The organism is Mesorhizobium sp. M6A.T.Cr.TU.016.01.1.1, from assembly GCF_003952585.1.
Lineage (GTDB): Bacteria > Pseudomonadota > Alphaproteobacteria > Rhizobiales > Rhizobiaceae > Mesorhizobium > Mesorhizobium mediterraneum.
The window spans coordinates 1,163,154-1,182,544 of sequence record NZ_CP034452.1 but is presented as its reverse complement, the minus strand read 5'-3'; the positions used below and the strand labels follow the sequence as shown (position 1 = coordinate 1,182,544).

The following is a 19,391-nucleotide window of genomic DNA, read 5'->3' as shown; positions in this document are numbered from 1 at the left end:
CCCGCAAACACCTTCCGGCTATCTGCCGGGACCCTCGGCAAGTTGAAATCAGGGTGCCCAGAAAACCTCTACGGGCCTCTCGGCTGCGTCGAGCACGGCGCGAATGGGCTTTCGTGTTGCCGATGCCATCGCGCTCTCGAATGCCTTGCGCTTGTCCTCGCCCTCGATATGCAGTGCGATGAAGCCGGCTTCGACGAGCCGCGCCAGCGCCAGCGTCAGCCGCGGCTCGCCGGCGCTTGTCGCGTGAACCGGGAGCACGATCCTCGTCGAAGACGGGTCGAGCAATTTTGCCAGGTCGTCGGCATCGGGAAAGAACGAGGCGGTGTGGCCGTCGGTTCCCATGCCAAGCACGACGACGTCGAGCGGCCAAGGCAGCGACCGCAACATCCTGCTATCGGACTCCGACGCATCCTCGATGGTTGCTGCCTCTTCGTAGAGCGGCACGAAACGTGCGGCTGCAGCCGCGTTTTGCAAAAGATTAGCGGCGACCAGCCCGGCGTTGGAGCGCGGCGAGGAGGCCGGCACGCAACGCTCGTCGACCAGCGTCACCGTGACCTTGTTCCAGGCGATCGGGATATTCGAAAGCGATGCGAAAAATCTCGCCGGTGTCGTGCCGCCGGAAACAGCGAGCAGCCCTGTGTCGCGCTCAGCGATTGCATTGGTCAGGCGGCCTGCAACGTGGCCGGCAAGTGCTGCCGCCAGGTCCTGGCGTCCGGCAAACGCGTGCCAGTTGTAGGCGGCGCTGTTCAATTGCTCTCGTGCCATGTCCGCCCGTCGCGTTCGATCAGCGCAATCGAGGCCGAGGGACCCCATGTGCCGGCCGTGTAGCCCTGCGCCTCTTGCCTTCCGCTTTCCCAGGCATCCTGGATCGGATCGATCCATTTCCACGCCGCCTCGACCTCGTCGCGGCGCATGAACAGCGTCTGGTTGCCGCGGATGACATCCATGATCAGGCGCTCATAGGCATCGGGCGCGCGGCCGTCGAAGGATTGCGCGAAGCTCATGTCGAGCGGGATCTGGCGCAGCCGCATGCCGCCCGGCCCCGGATCCTTGATCATGATGAACTGCTTGACGCCTTCGTCGGGCTGCAGCCTGATGACCAGCTGGTTGGCGGAGATCGGTCCGGCGCTGTCGCCGAAGATCGAGTGCGGGATCGGCTTGAATTCGATGACGATCTCCGAGACGCGGGTCGCCAGCCGCTTGCCCGTCCTGAGGTAGAACGGCACGCCAGCCCAGCGCCAGTTGCCGATTTCGGCCTTGAGCGCAACGAAGGTCTCGGTGTTGCTATTCTTGCCGAGCTCCTCGACATAGCCTTTCACCGGCCCGCCGGCCGAGGCCCCGGCACGGTACTGCCCGCGCACCGTGTGCTTGGGTGCTTCGTTGCCGTTGATGCGTTTCAGCGCGCGCAACACTTTCAGCTTTTCGTCGCGCACGGCATCGGCATCCATCGACGACGGTGCCTCCATGGCGACGAGACAGAGAAGCTGCAGCATGTGGTTCTGCACCATGTCGCGCAACGCGCCGGCCTTGTCGTAATAGGTGACGCGATCCTCGAGGCCGACCGTCTCGGCGACGGTGATCTGCACATGGTCGACATTGGCGGAATTCCACAGCGGCTCGTAGAGCGCATTGGCAAAGCGCAGCGCCATCAGGTTCTGCACCGTCTCCTTGCCGAGATAGTGGTCGATGCGGAAGATCTGGCTTTCATGGAAATCATCGCCGACCAGATCGTTGAGCGCACGCGCCGAGGCGAGATCGCGCCCGATCGGTTTTTCCAGCACGATGCGCGAGTTCGGCGTGATCAGCCCGTTCTCTTTCAGCTTATGCGAGATGTCGCCGAACAGCGCCGGCGCGACTGCCAGGTAGAAGGCGCGGATGCATTCGCTGTCGCCGATCGCCTTCTTCAATTTGTCGAAGCCCGCGCCAGTGGTCGCATCGGCCGAGACGTAGGAAAGCCGGGCAAGGAACGTCTTCAGCTCCGCGGCGTCGATATCGGCCGGTCTCACATGGTCGGAAATCGCCTGCCTGGCGAAATCCCGAAATTCCTCGTCGGTCATTTTCGAGCGCGACGTGCCGATGATGCGCGTCGGTTCGGAAAACTGATGGTCGCGCTGGCGATGGTAGAGCGACGGCAAAAGCTTGCGTTCCGACAGATCGCCGGTGCCGCCGAAAATGATGAAGTCGAAAGGGTCGACGGGAATGATCTGGCTGGTCATGGTCTGTCCGCTTTGACGCCGGTCGCTGTGACGCGGCTGATATAATCTAATCGATTTAGATTTTCCAGTGCCACGGCGTCACACTCCAAGGCCAATCGGCCTTTGCCGATTGGTCCTGATGTGTGCCCTTGACACTGGCGCAACCCGGACGCTTGTCGGCGAGGTGGTTCCGGGAGGCCTTCGCAGATGCAGCATAAAGCGGGACCGAGCTGAAAGCCAAAGGAGAAATCGAGAGTATATTGATCTTTCGGCCGCCATCGCCGGCGGTTGGCCGAGCCATCGTCTTCAATCATGAGTGAGAAAACCATGCGCCTGGAAAACAAAGTTGCCATCATCACCGGTGCCGCGTCAGGTTTCGGCGAAGGCATGGCCAAGCGTTTTGCCGAAGAGGGCGCAAGCGTCGTTGTCGCCGACCTCAACGCCAAGGGCGCCGAACGCGTCGCCAACGAGATCGGCCGCGCGGCGATCTGGACCCAGACCGACGTCTCGTTGCGTTCCGAGTTCGACGAGATGGTCCATGCGGCAAAGAGTGCCTTCGGCCGCATCGACATCATGGTCAACAATGCCGGCTACACCCATCGCAACGGCGACATGCTGGATGTCGACGAGACGACCTTCGACCTGATCACGGCCGTCAACATGAAGGCGATCTACCACGCCGCTCTGGCGGTCGTGCCGATCATGGATCGGCAGGGCGGCGGCGTCATCCTGACCACGGCCTCGACGGCCGGCATCAGGCCGCGGCCCGGCCTTACCTGGTACAACGCGTCGAAGGGCTGGGCGATCACCGCGACCAAGTCGATGGCGGTGGAGCTCGCGCCCAAGAACATCCGCGTCAACTGCCTGTGTCCGGTCGCCGGCGAGACCGGCATGCTGGGAAAATTCATGGGCGCCGACACGCCGGAAATCCGCGAGAAATTTCGCGCGTCGATCCCGCTTGGCCGGCTTTCGACGCCGCTCGACATAGCCAACGCGGCGCTCTGGCTGGCGTCGGACGAGGCGGCTTTCATCACCGGCGTGGCGTTGGAGGTCGATGGTGGACGTTGCATCTGAGCCCTCCGGCCATATCGGGCTTCAACATGCCTGGCTTCAATTGACTTGACCATCCAGCGAAAGGCATAAGACGGCAATAGGGTGGGGGTTTGGTGGCGCGATGAACGCTAGATTGCGGAAAGTTCGCGAAGACCTGGGGCAACGTCTCAGAGTCTATAAAGCAAGACGCGCTCGGGCAAAAAGCAGCGCGACTTTCATCGGCATTACCGGCAGTTCGGGTAAGTCGACGGCAGCGAGTTTGCTCGGACACATACTGGCCAGCCATGGCTCAGTCTATGCACAGGTTCTCGCCAACACGATCAAGTCGCTGGTAAGCACGCTTTACAAGCGCATGAAGACTGATGGTGAGGTCGACTACGTCGTTTTCGAAGCCGGAGCCCATGGGCCCGATACGCTCAAGCCGATGGCGGATATGTTGCAGCCGCATGTGGCTGTGGTCACCATGGTTCGCCTCGAACATTTTACAGCTTTCAGGACCCTGGAGAACGTCGCCGGGGAAAAGCGCGCATTGGTCGATGCGCTGCAGCCGGGCGGCTTCGCTCTGCTCAATGCGGATGATCCCCATGTGATCGGCATGGCTTCCGCCACTCCGCATCGCGTCGTCACTTTCGGCCTGTCGGAACAGGCCGACTACCGCGTGACTAATGTCCATGCCGCCTATCCGGATAGGCTGGCGCTGGCCGTCCATTGGCGTGGCGGCGTGCTAGAGCTGAAGACGCCGTTCCCAGCCGAACATTTTTGGCTGCCGACCGCCGCAGCAGTCAGCGTAGCGCTGGAGCTTGGCGTTCCTCCCGAAAAAGTGGCGGCAAGGGTGGCGACATTCCAGCCGCTGCCAAATCGATGCCAGGTGCTCATCACCAATGGCGGTCCGCAATTCATCGTCGACGCCGCCAAGTCGCCCTGGCATTCGATCAATCTTGCGTTCGACATGATGGCCAAGGCCACTGTCGAGCGGAAGCGCATCGTTCTGGGGCAGATTTCAGACTACGCAGGCTCGACCAGAAAGTACCATTACGCCTACAAGACCGCGCGGGAAATCGCAGACCAGGTCATCTATGTCGGCGACAATGCGCATCGCTCGGGAGCCGGGCAAGACGATCGTGACGCCGGCCGCTTTCACGAATTGCGTATGCCCAAGGAGGTCTCGGACCACATCAAGCGGACGGCCGTGGCCGGTGAACTCATTTTACTCAAGAGCTCGTCCCGTCTTCATCTCGAACGGATCGCACTGGCCTGGAAGCACGACGTCAAATGCTGGATTCCGGTCTGCGGCAAGCGGGAAGGCTGCGATACGTGCGGTCTGTTCGAAGTGCCATTCGAAGAGCATCGCAACCATGTCAGGGAACGCAGGCATGCCAGACGATGGCAACGCTTTCGGCGTCTGCTCGGCCGCCAACCATAGTACGGAAGCCATCTGAGCCCGACCAGCCCTACGCGCCAGTCTTGATAAAGCTCTTGTAGATCCAGCCGCGTTTGCCGTTGTAGACGATCTGGCACCATTTCTTGCAGCCCATCACCTGAACCGAGGTCTTGGCGGGAACGGTGACTATGGGGGCCGCATTCTTCTTCGGTCCGGTGCGCATGGTGACGGCCCTGAGGATGCGTCCGGTGTCTGCTGCGCTCACTTTCTTGGCCTCGACTTTGGCTTGGGTGCCATCGTTCTGCGTCGCGGCCGGCAATTGCGGCTTAGCGGTGGGAATGGCGGCGGTTTGCGCACCGTCCGGCGCTGTCTTGTTGGGAGCAGCGACTTTGGCAAGCAACGCTGCGGCTTTGCTTTTCGCTGCCGGATCGGCGAATGCCGCCGCAGTGGACGGCTTGTCTGCCGTTGGTTCAGCCTGGCCCGCCATCTGGCCGGATGCGGTCTTCGGCCTCGATCCTGTCCAGCGAGGATCATTGGGCGCCAGCGCCGGTATCTCGGCGCCCGCCGCAACGACCGCCGGCGAAACTGCATCGGCCTTGCCCGTGGCCTGCTGCACCGCGGCGACCGTCGAGGCAACGGCCGGCACGATCTTCGTCGTTTTTACCGGAACGCTTGGAACGATCTGCTCGGGGCTCGCAACAGCTTGTCTCTCGTTGGCCGGCAATGCCAGCCATAGCGCCACCGCGGCCACGCCAAGCAGCGCTGCTGTACCAAGTGCAGCGATTACCAGATGCAAGTTCGACCGGACTTTCTGCCAAAACCTGGGCCGCATGTCGTAGCCAAACTGCATTGCAAAGCGCCGTCGTTCCGGCGCGCCGAAACTGAAGGGCTCTCTCACTCTTGCAACCTCCATTTGCGGGCCGACGTTCAATCGGAAAACCGGCGTTAGATCGGTCCCAAAACCAAAAAGCGGGCAGGCCCGCAAAATTCCCCCGTTTAACTGCCCACGGCCCTCATCTCTTGCCCGCGATTGTGGCATCACTGCGCCCTTGCAAAGGATTCTGCACGCCCGCGAGGGATTCTGCAACCTGTGGTTAGATCCGGTCCCTCAGGGCATACCAGTTTAGCGCAAGAAAGAGCAGAGGCGCGCGGAAGCGTCGGCCACCGGGAAAGGCCGGGATTTTCAGATCCTCGATCAGCCTCAGCCGGTCCCGGTTGCCGGCGACGGTTTCGGCATAGAGCTTGCCGAAAAAGTTCGACAGCATGACGCCGTGGCCGGAATAGCCGCCGATCGAGATCACATTGGGCATCACCTCGCGCACAAAGGGTTTTCTCGGCATCGTGATGCCGACATAGCCGCCCCAGCCATGGGATATCTCGACATCCCTGAGGTCAGGGTAAAGCTCGGCGATCTGCCGGCGGATGTGGACATGGATGTCTTTCGGATCGTTGACGGCGTAGATCTCGCGCCCGCCGAACAGCAGCCGCCCATCCGTCGATTTGCGGAAGTAGCGCACGACGAAGCGGGAATCATCGACCGCCTCACCGCCCGGCAGCACTTTTGTGTCGGCCCCGAGCGGCACCGTCGCGCCGATGAAGGAACCGATCGGCATGATGTGCGCGGCACTGATCGGCTCGAGCGTGCCGCCATGGGCGTTGACGCCGATCAGACATTTCTCGGCCGATATCGTGCCTTTCGGCGTCGTCACTTTCACCTTGCCGCCAAGGGACGCGATGCCGGTCGCCGGCGTCTGCTCGAACAGCTGCGCGCCCGCCTGCGCAGCCACCTTTGCCGTGCCGATCGCCAGCTTCAGCGGATGGATGTGCCCTGTGCCGGTGTCACGGGTGCCGCCGAAGTAGCGCGTCGAGCCCAACCGCTCCGCCGTCTCCCTCGCGTCCATGAAGGTGATGTGCGGATAGCCGAAGCGGTTCGCCATGATCTCGGCATGCGCCTTATAGTCGTCGACATAGCGCTGCTTGTGCGCCACCGACATCTGGCCGGGCATGTAGTCGATCTCGATCTTGTTGACGGCGGCGAATTCGAAGAGATGCGCCTTGGCCTCTTCGGCGAGGTCGAGCAGCGCCTTGGCGCGGGAAAAGCCGTATTCCGCTTCCAGTTCCTCGGCCCAGGCGCGCTGGCCGGTGCCGAGCTGGCCGCCATTGCGGCCCGATGCGCCGTCGCCGAAACGATGCGCTTCGATCAGCACGACATTGCTGCCGGCCTTAGCGAGATGCGCCGCCGCCGACAGGCCGGTGAAGCCGCCGCCGACGATGACGACATCGCATGTCCGATCGCCGTCGAGCGCCGGATATTCGGGCCGTGGGCCGGCCGTGTCCTCGTACCAGGAGCGGCCGGGGGAGATTGGGGATTGGTAGGGCATGATGACCGAGTAGGGCAGTAGGGCAGTAGGGCAGTAGGGCAGTAGGGCAGTAGGGAAGCTATTCGGCTGACAGTTTGCGGATTAGAAGTCGAAGAAGCTTTCCCACACTTTCGGTACTCGACAACAATGAAGTCGCTGTAGCTTTCGGTGCGATACCGATACGCTCAGCGATCATAAGCTGAGTTTCTAGTTCTTTCAGTGATCCTTGAGCAATACGGAGAAATTGTTGATAGGAGCCTCGGATCTCTCTGCCATAGCCTTCCGCTATGTTCGCCGGTACCGAAGTTGCAGCGCGCCGCACTTGGCTGGTCAGTCCATAAAGTTCCTCTTTCGGCCAGGATTTCGTCGCGCCGTAAACCGCCACCGCAAGGTCCATTGCCTGCTGCCAAACAATTAGATCCTTGTAGGAAACCCGTTTTCTCAGCCATTTCCCCTACTCCCCTACTCCCCTACTCCCCTAAACATTTAGCAGCAGATACTCCCGCTCCCACGGGCTGATCACTTCCATGAAGGTCTCGAATTCCGCCCGCTTGATCGCCGCATAGGTCGCGGCAAACGACTTGCCGAGCAGCGCGCAGAGTTCCTCGTCGGCTTCCAATAGGTCGACGGCTTCGAGCAGGCTGCGCGGCAGGTCGATCTCGGCATCGTTGGCGGTGGTGAGGACAGGCGGCTCGGCCTTGATCTTGTTGGTCATGCCGATCAGCCCGCAGGCGAGCGATGCGGCCAGCGCCAGATAGGGATTGGCGTCGGAAGAGGGGATGCGGTTCTCGACGCGCCTGGCCGCCGGGTCGGAACGCGGAACGCGGAACGCGGTGGTGCGGTTGTCGTAGCCCCATTTGTTGTTGACCGGCGCCGAAGCCGACTGGGTCAGCCGGCGGTAGGAATTGACATAGGGCGCAAACATCACCAGCGCGTTCGGCACGTGTTTCTGCATGCCGCCGATGAAATGAAAGAAGGCCTCGGTTTCCGAGCCGTCCTCGGCAGAAAAGACATTCCTGCCAGTTTTCTTGTCGATGATCGACTGGTGGATATGCATGGCCGACCCAGGCTGCCCCTGGATCGGCTTGGCCATGAAGGTAGCATAGATATCGTGCTTCAGCGCTGCCTCGCGGATGGTGCGCTTGAACATGAACACCTGGTCGGCGAGCTCGATCGGATCGCCATGGCGCAGATTGATCTCGAGCTGGCCGGCGCCTTCCTCGTGGATCAGCGTATCGATTTCCAGGCCCTGGCTTTCGGAGAAATGATAGATGTCGTCGATCAGTTCGTCGAACTCGTTGACGCCGGCGATCGAATAGCCGGCGCCGCCGCCGATCGCTCGTCCCGAACGCCCGACCGGCGGCGTCAGCGGGTAGTCCGGATCGGGATTCTTGCGCACGAGGTAGAACTCGATCTCGGGCGCCACCACCGGCTTCAGCCCGCGCTTGTCGTAAGCGGCAAGCACACGCTTCAGCACGTTGCGCGGCGTGAACTCGACCGAGCGGCCGTCCTGGTGGACGAGGTCGCAGATGACCGCCGCCGTCGGGTCCTCTTCCCACGGCACCACGGTCAATGTCGAAAGATCCGGCATCAGCTTGAGGTCACCGTCGTCCTCCGGATAGTGGAAGCCGTTGCCGTCCTCCGGATAGCCGCCGGAGATCGTCGTCATGAACACCGCCGAGGGCAGCGCCAGCGAGGTGTTTGAGGTGAATTTCTTCGACGGCATCATCTTGCCGCGCGCAACACCCGCCTGATCGGGCGTGATGCACTCTATATCCTCGATGCCGCGCCACTCCAGCCAGGCGCTGACTTCCTTCCAGTTCTTCACGCCGCGCTGATTTTTCACGAAGGCAGGCGTGCGGATACGTCCTCCGCGGCTCGACGGACGGACTTCCTTTTTTGCAGGCGGCATCATTCACCAGATTGGGTTGCGGATTTTGGAGTATAGCCGTGGGCGGTGATGGAAGGGAAGGGGAGCCGGCCCTGCGTTCGTCTGGCAGTTGAAAACCGCTTCGAGCAGCTTAGGTTCGACGCAAATTAAATGACCTCGGTGAAGACGTCGAATGCAGAACAATCATGAATTGACCACTATCGGCTTCGATGCCGACGATACGCTCTGGCAGAACGAGCAGTTCTTCCGCATCACCGAGAGGCGCTTTGCCGCGCTGCTCGCCGATCATGCCGAGGAGGGGCACATCTCGGCAAGATTGCTGGAGGCGGAGAAGCGCAACCTCGCCGTCTACGGCTTCGGCATCAAGGGGTTTACCCTGTCGATGATCGAAACGGCGATCGAGATTACCGGGGGCCGGGCGCCGGCCTCGGTCATCGCCGAAATTCTTGCCGCAGGCCGCGAGATGCTCGGCCATCCGATCGAGCCGCTGCCCCATGCGCGCGAAACCGTGGAAAAGCTGGCGAGCGCATATCGCCTGGTGCTGATCACCAAGGGCGACCTCTTCGATCAGGAGCGCAAGCTGGCGCAATCGGGCCTTGGCGACCTGTTCGACGCCGTCGAGATCGTCAGCGACAAGAGCCCTGCCACTTATACCAGGATCTTCGGCCGCCATGGTGATGGCGCGGAAAAAAGCATGATGGTCGGCAATTCGCTCAAGTCGGATGTGGTGCCGGCCATCGAGGCGGGCAGTTGGGGCATCCACGTGCCGCATGAATTGACCTGGGTGCTGGAACATGTCGAGCCGCCGGTCACCGCGCCTCGCTTCCGCCAGATAGCCGATCTCTCGGAACTGCCCCGGCTGATCGAAAACATCGGGAAAGCCGGCTGATCGTCTTGGCGTCGGGCCGGGTGCTGGCTAGTTACGTCCGAGCTCGACCAGGCGGTCGATCACCGGCTGCAGTCGTTCGGTCGTGATCGGTTTGACGACCACCGCATCGACGACGCTCGACAGACCGAGGCTCTCTGGTGTGCCGTTCTTGGTCGAAAGCAGGATCACCGAGGGGAGCGACTTGCCAGAAGTGCGTCGCAGCGCGTCGATACCCGACATCAGCGCGTCGCAGTCCTTGTTGTCCGCGCCGCCGTCGAGGACGACAGCTCCGGGAATGAGCGATCGCAACGTCGTTGCTGCCGTCTCGGGCGATTCCGAGATCGGCTTGAGCCCGGATCGTTCGACGATTTTCGAAACCACCACCCGGTTGACCGGCGACTTTCCGACGACGAGCACGCGGGTGAAGTCCGTGAGCATCTCGGGATCCACATTCCGGCTCACCAAACTCAGGTGGTTTACAGTCTTGGTATCGCGATTCACGGGGCGCATGAGCGGGGCGGGCACTCGACTGGTTTCAATGCAGGGTTGAAACTCTAGAGACAATTGCCGTGAGATCGCTGCCTATGTCAAGCTGAAATGGCGAACATCGAGAATATCGCAAGAAACGTTAAAATTTAAAGCAAGTTCTGTTTTTTGCCCGTATGCAAACTGGCCGTGCAAACGCAAATCACCTGCGCAGAGACTGCGCAGGTGATTCCGGATCCACAATAGGCTTTGCTTGGACTTCGGTCAGCCGTGGCTCCGCTGCGTGACGATCACCGGGATCAGCAGATCGCCCCAGTTGCCGTCGCCGCCATGGTGCCGTGCCGAGCGCACGAGCTCAACCGACACACCGGCCTCGACCGCCTTCATCACCGACTGGTTGAGCCTGTGCAGGTCGTTCGCAAGCATGCGGATGGTTGCTTGCTGGTCGACGCTCATGGTGGTGGCCTGTTCTTCGGCCCGTTCCTTGACGCGGCTTATCGATGCCATTGGTCTTCTCCTTCTGCGTATTTATACCCCTTCGGGGGCGTTCCTCTGTTCGTTGCGTTCCTGCTATTCCGCCGCCGGTTTGAACTGGGCGTGCTCGGTCGATTCATGCATGGCCGTGGTTGAAGACCGGCCACCGGTGATCGCCATCGACACGGCGTCGAAATAGCCGGTGCCGACTTCGCGCTGGTGCTTGGTCGCGGTGTAGCCGTGGGCTTCCGCCGCGAATTCAGCCTCCTGCAACTCGGAATAAGCCGCCATCTGCCGCGCCTTGTAGCCGCGGGCGAGTTCGAACATGCCGAAATTGAGCTGGTGGAAACCGGCCAGCGTGATGAACTGGAACTTGTAGCCCATGGCGCCGAGCTCCCTCTGGAACTTGGCGATCGTGGCGTCGTCGAGGTTTTTCTTCCAGTTGAACGACGGCGAGCAATTATAGGCGAGAAGTTTGCCGGGATGATGCCTGTGCACGCCCTCGGCGAACTTCTTGGCCTGCGCCAGATCGGGCTTGGAGGTCTCGCACCAGATCAGGTCGGCGTAGGGCGCGTAGGCGACGGCCCGCGCAATGCAAGGCTCGATGCCGTTCCTGACTTGATAGAAGCCCTCCACCGTGCGGCCGGCGCCATAGTCGACGAAGGGCTGGTCGCGCTCGTCGATGTCGGAGGTGAGCAGCTTTGCCGCTTCCGCATCGGTGCGCGCGACGACCAGCGTCGGCGTGCCCATGACGTCGGCGGCAAGCCGCGCGGCGTTGAGGTTGCGGATGTGTGCGGCGGTCGGGATCAGCACCTTGCCGCCGAGATGGCCGCATTTCTTTTCCGACGCCAGTTGGTCCTCGTAGTGGACGCCGGCGGCACCCGCCTCGATGAAGGCTTTCATGATCTCGAAGGCATTGAGCGGCCCGCCGAAACCGGCTTCCGCATCGGCGACAACAGGCGCGAACCAGGTGTCGACCGAAAGCCCCTTGCCTTCGGAGGTCTCGATCTGGTCCGCACGCTGCAGCGTGCGGTTGATGCGCTTGACCAGTTCGGGCGCGGCATTGGCGGGATAAAGCGACTGGTCCGGATACATGGCGGAGGCGGTGTTGGCGTCGGCGGCGACCTGCCATCCAGACAGGTAGATCGCCTTCAGCCCGGCCCGGACCTGCTGCATCGCCTGGTTGCCCGACATGGCGCCGAGCGCGTTGACAAAGTCCTCCTCGTGGATGAGCTGCCAAAGCCGGTTGGCGCCCATTTCGGCGAGGCTCTGCCGGATCTGGACCGAACCGCGCAGTCGCTTCACATCGTCCGGCGAATAGGGCCGCTCGATGCCGTCGAAGCGGCCTTCCGGCGCCGAGGGGACGAGGTTGTAAAAATCGGTCATTGGTCGCTCCGGATAAATCGTTACTGGGATAGAGAACGCCGCCTCATGCAGATTTCGCGCCGTTTTGGTGTGACAGCATTTACATTTCGGCGCGAAACAGGCGAGAGAAACCGTAGATTTGGCTGAGGAATAAGAGAAAACCTGTGTTGCGTTTGACAGCCAGGCGCTGTAAATTTGTCATGATTGTAAAGACCGGCGTGACATCGCCGTGCAGAAGCAATGTAAATTTCTGTCAAGGACAGTCGAGTGGCCGATCAAAAGATCTTCGCCGGGCCGCGCATCCGCCGTATCCGCAGCGCCAAGGGCCTGACCCAGACGGCGATGGCCGAAGGGCTCGGCATCTCGCCGTCCTATCTCAATCTCATCGAGCGTAACCAACGGCCGCTGACGGTCCAGCTGATCCTAAAGCTGGCATCTGTCTACAAGGTCGACCCGCATGAATTGCAGGGCGAGGCGAGGGGGTCGGTCGCCGCCCTGAAGGAAGTGTTTTCAGACCCGCTGCTGGTCGGCGAATTGCCTGGTGACCAGGAGCTGATCGAGCTTGCCGAGGCAGCGCCCAACGCTTCCGCCGCGGTGATAAAGCTGTTTCGCGCCTATCGCGAGCAGGCCGAGCGCCTTTCCGACCTCAACGAGCTTCTCGCGCGTGAGGGCAAGGCGACGGCACTCTCCGGCGCCCGCTTGCCGATTGACGAGGTGCACGAGATTTTCGAGCGCCGGCCGAACCATTTTGCCGCGCTCGAAGAGGAGGCCGAGGCATTCACGTCGGTGCTCGATCCCGGCGACGATCTGCTCGGTGCGCTCAAGGCCTGGCTGAAGCGCGAATACGGCATCGTGGTCAAGGTGCTGCCGGTCGCCACCATGCCGAACTGGCGCCGCCGTTACGACCGCCACTCGCAGCGTCTGTTTCTGTCCGAGCGCCTGTCGCCGTTCGACCAGTTGCGCGAGGTGGCGATGGAGGCCTGCCTGATCCGCATGACGGTCGCGGTGGCAGGCGAGATCCAGGCGCTGAAGCTGACCACGGATGAGGCCCGCCGGCTCGCCCGCTTCGAGCTTGGCCGCTACGCCGCCCACGCGCTGATGATGCCCTACCAGTCCTTCCATGCGGCCGCGACCCGCGCGCGGTACGACATCGACGTGCTGCGCTCGCGCTTCGGCGTCTCCTTCGAGCAGGCGGCGAACCGCCTGACAATGCTGCAGCGGCCGGGCACGCCGGGCGTCCCGTTCTTCATGCTCGAGGTCGACAGTGCCGGCAACCGCTTCCGTAAGGCGGGCAGCCAGGGTTTTCCCCAGAGCCGCTTCGGCGGCGGCTGTCCGAAGCTCCCCGTGCATGCCGCCTTTACCCAGCCCGGCCAGATCTTCGTCGAGGCGGTGGAAATGCCCGATGGCGCCGAGTTCCTCTGCGTCGCCCGCACGCTCGAAGGGCCGCAAGGCTCGTTTTCGGAGCGCCCGCGCCGTACCGCGCTTCTGCTCGGCTGCGACATCGGCTTTCGTGACGAGATCGTCTACGGCACGGCACTGCCGGGGCCAGCCGCCGCAACGACAGGAAAAGCCGGACAGGGCATCAATCCGGCCACACCGATAGGCCCGGCCTGCCGGCTGTGTGAGCGCATCGGCTGCCTCGCCCGCGCCGAGCCGCCGGTGACGCGCCCGCTCGGCCTCGACGAAATGGTGACCGGGCTGAGCGCCTTCGATTTCCAGTGAGGCCCCAGATCGCCGACTGCCGCCTTTGCCACAACCGTCGCCGTCCGGTGGACCACGCTCCGCCGCTGCCTTTGCGCTACGCGAATGAAGCACGTTCTTGTCGTCCGTTGCGCATCGTGCCGCCCTGAAATCGTCGACAGTCGCGCCCATGACCGATACCGCATCATCACCGATTGCCGTCTCGCCGCGTGAGGAGCGCGTCGGCTTCCTGTTGATATTTCTGTCGGCGCTGATGTGGAGTTTCGGCGGCGCCATCGCCCGCTTCATCGAAGCGGGCGACAGCTGGACGGTGGTGTTCTGGCGCTCGGTCTGGGCCGCCGCCTTCCTGGTCTGCTTCATGATCTGGCGCGACGGTTGGCACGGCACGGTGAAGCTGTTCCGCGGCATGGGCCTGCCCGGCCTTGCCGTGGCGTTCTGCTTCGCCACTGCATCGACTTGCTTTGTCGTGGCGCTTGCCTACACCACCGTCGCCAACATCCTTTTGATGCAGGCCGGCGTGCCGCTGCTGGCAGCGCTGTTTGCGTGGGTGCTGTTTCGCGAACGGGTCGGCATGGCGACCTGGGTAGCGATTGCAGCCGTCATTGCCGGCGTTGCCATCATGGTATCGGAATCGCTCGATGGCGCCGTGTCGCCCATCGGCGACGGCTTGGCGCTGCTCATCGCGGTGATGTTTTCGATCGCCACCGTCATCACGCGGCGCTTTGCCCATGTGCGCATGACGCCAGCGACCTGCCTCGGCACGATGCTTGCCGCCGCATTCGCGGCGTCCCAGGCATCGCAATTCGGCGTTTCCAGCAGCGACATGGGCTTCCTGTTTGCGTTCGGCGTGGTCAATCTGGGTCTCGGCCTTGCCTTCTTCGCCACCGGCGCCCGGCTTGTTCCGGCAGCGGTCGCGGCACTCCTCGGCACCTTCGAGCCGATCCTCGGCCCGATCTGGGTCTGGCTCATCCATTCCGAGGTGCCGTCGGGACGCACCATCCTTGGCGGCACGGTCGTGGTCACGGCGCTGCTCGTCCATATCGGCCTCGAATTCAAGCGTCAGGCGCGGCCCGTGCGGCCGGGTGTCACCGGCATGCCGTCGCCTAATTGATGCAGCGCACGCGCCAAAGCGAGATGAGCCATTGACAACGCCGCAGCCGCGCGGGCAGGCTGCCAATACGGCAACAACAAGACAGGCGTATCTTGCCAAGTCTCCCCTCCGGCCCGATCGAGACCGGACAACATCGTCGTATCCCTGCCCGCGTCGTGGCGAGAGCCTCTGACGGCGCCAGAACGCCATCCGGATCACGACATGGGAACGGGAGCCTTGGCCGCTGCACATCGAACCATCAAGGTGTCGGCGGTTCGTGCTTGTCGCTTGCCGGAAAGCCCAATAATCTGAAGCAAATGTCCAGCCGCGCAGCCCCGCGACGAGCTGGCGATGGAACACTCATCAAAGGAGAGACTCAATGACCCGCAAAGCGTTCTGGCTTTCGGCGACCTCGGCATTTCTGACGCTTTTCACCCTCGGCGCTCATGCCCAGGACCGTGTCGTCAACGTCTATAACTGGTCGGATTACATCGACAGCTCGATTATCGAGGATTTCACCAAGGAAACGGGCATCAAGGTCACCTACGACACGTTCGATTCCAATGAGCTCCTGGAGACGAAACTGCTTGCCGGCGGCAGCGGCTACGACGTTGTCGTGCCGACCGCCAATTTCCTCGCACGCCAGATCCAGGCAAGTGTGTTCCAGAAGCTCGACAAGTCGAAGCTGCCCAACATTTCCAACATGTGGGACATCGTCTCGGAGCGCACAGCCAAGTACGATCCGGGCAACGAATATTCGATCAACTACATGTGGGGCACGGTCGGCCTCGGCTATAACGTCAAGAAAGTGCAGGAAGCGCTCGGGACCGACAAGATCGACAGCTGGGACGTGTTCTTCAATCCGGAAAAACTGGCCAAGCTGAAGGATTGCGGCGTCTATGTCCTCGACTCCCCGAGCGACATCCTCCCAAACGCCTTCAAATATCTGGGCATCGATCCCGAGACCACGTCGCTGGACGATTTCGCCAAGGCGGAAGAACTGATGCTTAAGATCAGGCCTTACATCCGCAAGTTCCACTCGTCGGAATATATCAACGCACTGGCCAATGGCGACATCTGCCTGGCAGTTGGCTGGTCGGGCGACGTGTTCCAGGCGCGCGACCGTGCGACCGAGGCCAACCATGGCGTCGAGATCAGCTATTCCGTGCCGAAGGAAGGTGCCGAAATGTGGTTCGACCAGATGGCAATCCCTGCCGATGCGCCGCATGTCGCCGAGGCGCATGAATTCCTGAACTACATGATGAAGCCGGAAGTGATCGCCAAGTCGAGCAACTATGTCTTCTACGCCAACGGCAACAAGGCGTCGCAGCAGTTCATCAGCAAGGAGATACTCGAGGACCCGGCGATCTACCCGGACGAGGCGACGCTGGCGAAGCTGTTCACCATCTCCCCTTACGATTCCAAGACCCAGCGCGTGGTCACCCGCACCTGGACCAGGATCGTCACCGGGCAATAAGAGACGATCAAGGACCCCGGCACAGCGTGCCGGGGTCAAATCTTTTTTGGGGATAGAACCAGGACGGAGTGGGACATGAAATCGCTTGGCAGCATCCGCAGGGATTTCGCGCCATGGAACGATCCGAACGCCAAGCCATACATCCAGTTCGACAAGGTCACCAAGAAGTTCGGTGACTTCACCGCCGTCAATAATTTGTCGCTGACCATATTCGAGCGCGAGTTCTTTGCCCTGCTCGGGGCGTCGGGTTGCGGAAAATCGACGCTTCTGCGGATGCTCGCCGGCTTCGAGGAGCCGACCGCCGGCCGCATTCTGCTCGATGGCCAGGATCTGCGCGGCATCCCGCCATACCGGCGGCCGGTCAATATGATGTTCCAGTCCTACGCGTTGTTCCCGCATATGACGGTCGAGAACAACATCGCCTTCGGCCTCAAGCAGGACGGCATGCCGAAGCCCGAGATCGCGGCGCGCGTTGGAGAGATGCTGAAGCTGGTCAAGCTCGAGCAGTTCGCCAAGCGCAAGCCGCACCAATTGTCCGGCGGCCAGCGCCAGCGCGTCGCGCTTGCCCGCTCGGTCGCCAAAAGGCCGAAGGTCCTGCTGCTCGATGAGCCGCTTGGCGCGCTGGACAAGAAGCTGCGCGAGGAAACGCAGTTCGAGCTGATGGATCTGCAGCAGTCACTCGGCCTCACCTTCGTCGTCGTCACCCACGACCAGGAAGAGGCGATGACCATGGCCGACCGCATCGCCATCATCGACAAGGGCGAGGTGATGCAGGTGGCGACGCCGGCGGAAGTCTACGAGGCGCCCGGTTCCCGCTTCGTCGCCGGCTTTGTCGGCAACGTCAACATGTTCGAAGGCAAGATCGCGCGTGGCGAGGCTGGCGCGGCAAGCATCGACGCGGGCAACGGCATCACCATCCGGACCGAGAATGCCGGCGATGCCGCCACCGGCGCGGCCGTCGCCTTCGCGATCAGGCCGGAGAAGATCAAGATATCGTCGAAGAAGCCGGCCGGTGCCGTCAATGCCATTGAGGGCGAGGTCTACGATATCGCCTATCTCGGCGACATGACCGTCTATCACGTCAGGCTGGACGATGGCCATGTAGTGCGGGCGAGCACGATGAATGCGGCCCGCATCACCGAGGATCCGCTGAGCTGGAACGACCGTGCCTGGGTGTCGTTCCGGCCGGACGCCGGCGTCGTGCTGACGCGATAGGGGACGGTCATGTCGAACGCCGCTGTCACCGCTGCAGCAAGCTCTCAGGCCACCGATGCTGGCAAATCCGCCTTGGCCAGATTGAGTGCCGCCTTCATTGGCCGTCTCGTCATCATCATCCCGTATCTCTGGCTGGTGTTCTTCTTCCTCATTCCGTTCATCATCGTCCTCAAGATTTCGCTGTCGCAGACGGCAATCGCCATACCGCCCTACACGCCGGTGCTTGGCTTCGGCGACGGCCTTTCCGGTTTTCTTGCCCAGCTGAAACAGCTCAGCGTCGATAACTACACATGGCTGACGCAGGATGCGCTGTACTTCAATGCCTATGTGACGAGCGTCATCGTTGCCGCCATCTCGACGGTGCTGACATTGCTTGTCGGCTACCCGATCGCCTATGGCATGGCCCGCGCGCCGGCGACGCTTCGCCCGACCTTGCTGATGCTGGTGATCCTGCCGTTCTGGACCTCGTTCCTGATCCGTGTCTACGCCTGGATCGGCATTCTCAAGCCCGAGGGGCTGCTCAATCAGCTGCTGCTCGCCACCGGCGTCATCAGCCAGCCGCTCATCGTCCTCAACACCTACACGGCGATCTTCATCGGCATCGTCTATTCCTATCTGCCGTTCATGGTGCTGCCGCTCTATTCGTCCTTGGAAAAGATGGATTACTCGCTGATCGAAGCGGCCAAGGATCTTGGCTGCCCGCCGACCAGCGCGTTCTGGAAGATCACCTTTCCGCTGTCGGTGCCCGGCGTCATCGCCGGCTGCCTGCTGGTGTTCATCCCCGCCGTCGGCGAGTTCGTCATTCCCGACCTGCTCGGCGGATCGCAGACGCTGATGATCGGCAAAACGCTGTGGAACGAGTTCTTCGCCAATCGCGACTGGCCAGTGTCGTCGGCCGTCGCTGTCATCCTGCTGTTGCTGCTGATCGTGCCGATCATGCTCTTCCAGCGGGCGCAGGCCCGCGCCCAGGAACAAGACAAATGAACCCGACCTGGAGCCGTTTCAACATCACCTCGATCGTGCTGGGCTTTGCCTTTCTTTACCTGCCGATCGTCCTGCTCATCGTCTTCTCCTTCAACGAGTCGAAACTGGTCACCGTCTGGGGCGGTTTCTCGACCAAATGGTACGTCGCGCTGTTCCACAACCAGGGCCTCATGGACGCCACCTGGGTAACGGCCCGCGTCGCCGTCATCTCGGCCACCGTGGCGACAGTGCTCGGCACACTGGCGGCTCTCACCTTGACGCGCTACACGCGCTTCAAGGGCCGGATGCTGTTTTCCGGCATGGTCTTTGCGCCGCTGGTCATGCCGGAAGTCATCACCGGCCTGTCGCTGCTGCTGCTCTTCGTCGCCGTCGGTCTCGACCGCGGCTTCCTCACCGTCACGCTTGCCCACATCACCCTGACCATGTGCTTCGTCGCCGTTGTCGTGCAGTCGCGCCTGGTCACCTTCGACCGCTCGCTGGAAGAAGCCGCGATGGATCTTGGCGCGCCGCCGGTGAAGACCTTCTTTCAGATCACTCTGCCCGTCATCATGCCTGCGATCGTGTCGGGCTGGATGCTGGCGTTCACATTGTCACTCGACGATCTGGTCATCGCCAGCTTCACCTCAGGGCCTGGCGCCACCACGCTGCCGATGAAGATCTACAGCCAGGTTCGTCTCGGTGTGACGCCGGAGATCAACGCCGCCTGCACCATCCTGATCGCGGTCGTGGCGGTTGGGGTCATCATCGCCTCGCTCGCCAACAAGCGTCGCGAGGTGCAGCGCCAGCGCGACGAGCAGGCCGCTCAGCGGGGGTGACGAAAGAAGCGGCACCAGCCAAAAGCCGGCAGGAAG

Annotated in this window: 18 protein-coding genes; 9 read left to right on the top strand and 9 right to left on the bottom strand. The window is 62.1% G+C overall.

The features are described from left to right. Positions 1-48: 48 nt before the first annotated feature. Both pgl and zwf read right to left on the bottom strand, forming a co-directional pair. Positions 49-765: a 6-phosphogluconolactonase gene (pgl, locus tag EJ075_RS05460; protein ID WP_126103656.1), complete on the bottom strand. Its 717-nt coding sequence runs from the start codon at positions 763-765 to the stop codon at positions 49-51. Then, entirely contained in the window at positions 747-2,216 is a 1,470-nt protein-coding gene (gene zwf / locus EJ075_RS05455) for a glucose-6-phosphate dehydrogenase (RefSeq protein ID WP_126103655.1), read from the bottom strand. Before zwf ends, pgl begins: the two co-directional genes overlap by 19 nt. Positions 2,217-2,522: 306 nt before the next feature. On the opposite strand from zwf, the gene EJ075_RS05450 reads away from it, so the two are divergent. After that, complete coding sequence (locus EJ075_RS05450) at positions 2,523-3,269, top strand: SDR family oxidoreductase (protein WP_126103654.1); 747 nt, start codon at positions 2,523-2,525, stop codon at positions 3,267-3,269. A gap of 100 nt (positions 3,270-3,369) precedes the next feature. Further along, positions 3,370-4,671 (top strand): Mur ligase family protein, encoded by a 1,302-nt coding sequence (locus EJ075_RS05445; protein WP_126103653.1) that lies wholly within the window; start codon positions 3,370-3,372, stop codon positions 4,669-4,671. Positions 4,672-4,699: 28 nt separating this feature from the next. Here EJ075_RS05445 and EJ075_RS05440 read toward each other — a convergent pair whose 3' ends face one another. From EJ075_RS05440 to EJ075_RS05425, 4 genes are all read right to left on the bottom strand, one after another. Next, positions 4,700-5,527 carry an SH3 domain-containing protein gene (locus EJ075_RS05440; protein ID WP_164547037.1) on the bottom strand — a complete coding sequence of 276 codons (828 nt, stop codon included), beginning with the start codon at positions 5,525-5,527 and terminating at the stop codon, positions 4,700-4,702. Between the two features lie 196 nt (positions 5,528-5,723). Continuing rightward, a complete protein-coding gene (locus tag EJ075_RS05435; protein WP_126103651.1) occupies positions 5,724-7,010 on the bottom strand; it encodes an FAD-binding oxidoreductase in 1,287 nt (428 codons plus the stop codon). Between the two features lie 58 nt (positions 7,011-7,068). Continuing rightward, a complete protein-coding gene (locus tag EJ075_RS05430; RefSeq protein WP_245458107.1) occupies positions 7,069-7,386 on the bottom strand; it encodes a four helix bundle protein in 318 nt (105 codons plus the stop codon). 81 nt (positions 7,387-7,467) lie between these two features. Further along, positions 7,468-8,904: a glutamine synthetase family protein gene (locus tag EJ075_RS05425; protein WP_164547036.1), complete on the bottom strand. Its 1,437-nt coding sequence runs from the start codon at positions 8,902-8,904 to the stop codon at positions 7,468-7,470. Between the two features lie 148 nt (positions 8,905-9,052). Here EJ075_RS05425 and EJ075_RS05420 point away from each other — a divergent pair, with 148 nt between their 5' ends. Further along, positions 9,053-9,769: an HAD family hydrolase gene (locus EJ075_RS05420; protein ID WP_126103649.1), complete on the top strand. Its 717-nt coding sequence runs from the start codon at positions 9,053-9,055 to the stop codon at positions 9,767-9,769. 27 nt (positions 9,770-9,796) lie between these two features. Here EJ075_RS05420 and EJ075_RS05415 read toward each other — a convergent pair whose 3' ends face one another. The 3 genes from EJ075_RS05415 to aceA all read right to left on the bottom strand — a co-directional run bounded on the left by EJ075_RS05415 (position 9,797) and on the right by aceA (position 12,094). After that, on the bottom strand, positions 9,797-10,258 hold the full coding sequence (locus EJ075_RS05415) for a response regulator (RefSeq protein WP_126107244.1): 462 nt from the start codon (positions 10,256-10,258) through the stop codon (positions 9,797-9,799). A 240-nt stretch (positions 10,259-10,498) separates the two neighbouring features. After that, positions 10,499-10,741, bottom strand: coding sequence for a hypothetical protein (locus EJ075_RS05410; protein WP_095483542.1), 243 nt, complete (start codon positions 10,739-10,741; stop codon positions 10,499-10,501). A gap of 63 nt (positions 10,742-10,804) precedes the next feature. Beyond that, a complete protein-coding gene (aceA, locus tag EJ075_RS05405; protein WP_095483543.1) occupies positions 10,805-12,094 on the bottom strand; it encodes an isocitrate lyase in 1,290 nt (429 codons plus the stop codon). 246 nt (positions 12,095-12,340) lie between these two features. Between aceA and EJ075_RS05400 the strand changes: the two genes are divergently transcribed. The 6 genes from EJ075_RS05400 to EJ075_RS05375 all read left to right on the top strand — a co-directional run bounded on the left by EJ075_RS05400 (position 12,341) and on the right by EJ075_RS05375 (position 19,355). Beyond that, positions 12,341-13,795, top strand: coding sequence for a helix-turn-helix domain-containing protein (locus tag EJ075_RS05400; protein WP_126103648.1), 1,455 nt, complete (start codon positions 12,341-12,343; stop codon positions 13,793-13,795). A 148-nt stretch (positions 13,796-13,943) separates the two neighbouring features. After that, entirely contained in the window at positions 13,944-14,885 is a 942-nt protein-coding gene (locus EJ075_RS05395) for a DMT family transporter (protein ID WP_126103647.1), read from the top strand. A gap of 358 nt (positions 14,886-15,243) precedes the next feature. Continuing rightward, positions 15,244-16,341 (top strand): polyamine ABC transporter substrate-binding protein, encoded by a 1,098-nt coding sequence (locus EJ075_RS05390; protein ID WP_095483546.1) that lies wholly within the window; start codon positions 15,244-15,246, stop codon positions 16,339-16,341. A 75-nt stretch (positions 16,342-16,416) separates the two neighbouring features. Beyond that, on the top strand, positions 16,417-17,556 hold the full coding sequence (locus EJ075_RS05385; RefSeq protein WP_095483547.1) for an ABC transporter ATP-binding protein: 1,140 nt from the start codon (positions 16,417-16,419) through the stop codon (positions 17,554-17,556). Between the two features lie 9 nt (positions 17,557-17,565). Beyond that, the gene (locus tag EJ075_RS05380; protein ID WP_126103646.1) at positions 17,566-18,540 is read left to right on the top strand and encodes an ABC transporter permease subunit; all 975 of its coding nucleotides are present in this window, start codon (positions 17,566-17,568) and stop codon (positions 18,538-18,540) included. Next, positions 18,537-19,355, top strand: coding sequence for an ABC transporter permease subunit (locus EJ075_RS05375; protein WP_126103645.1), 819 nt, complete (start codon positions 18,537-18,539; stop codon positions 19,353-19,355). The genes EJ075_RS05380 and EJ075_RS05375 overlap by 4 nt, the downstream gene beginning before the upstream one ends. The last annotated feature ends 36 nt before the right edge of the window (positions 19,356-19,391 follow it).

Coding starts and splice junctions, on each gene's coding strand:
- pgl (WP_126103656.1), bottom strand. CDS start 765: ATGGCACGAGAGCAATTGAACAGCGCCGCCTACAACTGGCACGCGTTT.
- zwf (WP_126103655.1), bottom strand. CDS start 2,216: ATGACCAGCCAGATCATTCCCGTCGACCCTTTCGACTTCATCATTTTC.
- EJ075_RS05450 (WP_126103654.1), top strand. CDS start 2,523: ATGCGCCTGGAAAACAAAGTTGCCATCATCACCGGTGCCGCGTCAGGT.
- EJ075_RS05445 (WP_126103653.1), top strand. CDS start 3,370: ATGAACGCTAGATTGCGGAAAGTTCGCGAAGACCTGGGGCAACGTCTC.
- EJ075_RS05435 (WP_126103651.1), bottom strand. CDS start 7,010: ATGCCCTACCAATCCCCAATCTCCCCCGGCCGCTCCTGGTACGAGGAC.
- EJ075_RS05430 (WP_245458107.1), bottom strand. CDS start 7,386: ATGGACCTTGCGGTGGCGGTTTACGGCGCGACGAAATCCTGGCCGAAA.
- EJ075_RS05425 (WP_164547036.1), bottom strand. CDS start 8,904: ATGATGCCGCCTGCAAAAAAGGAAGTCCGTCCGTCGAGCCGCGGAGGA.
- EJ075_RS05420 (WP_126103649.1), top strand. CDS start 9,053: ATGCAGAACAATCATGAATTGACCACTATCGGCTTCGATGCCGACGAT.
- EJ075_RS05415 (WP_126107244.1), bottom strand. CDS start 10,258: ATGCGCCCCGTGAATCGCGATACCAAGACTGTAAACCACCTGAGTTTG.
- EJ075_RS05410 (WP_095483542.1), bottom strand. CDS start 10,741: ATGGCATCGATAAGCCGCGTCAAGGAACGGGCCGAAGAACAGGCCACC.
- aceA (WP_095483543.1), bottom strand. CDS start 12,094: ATGACCGATTTTTACAACCTCGTCCCCTCGGCGCCGGAAGGCCGCTTC.
- EJ075_RS05395 (WP_126103647.1), top strand. CDS start 13,944: ATGACCGATACCGCATCATCACCGATTGCCGTCTCGCCGCGTGAGGAG.
- EJ075_RS05390 (WP_095483546.1), top strand. CDS start 15,244: ATGACCCGCAAAGCGTTCTGGCTTTCGGCGACCTCGGCATTTCTGACG.
- EJ075_RS05385 (WP_095483547.1), top strand. CDS start 16,417: ATGAAATCGCTTGGCAGCATCCGCAGGGATTTCGCGCCATGGAACGAT.
- EJ075_RS05380 (WP_126103646.1), top strand. CDS start 17,566: ATGTCGAACGCCGCTGTCACCGCTGCAGCAAGCTCTCAGGCCACCGAT.
- EJ075_RS05375 (WP_126103645.1), top strand. CDS start 18,537: ATGAACCCGACCTGGAGCCGTTTCAACATCACCTCGATCGTGCTGGGC.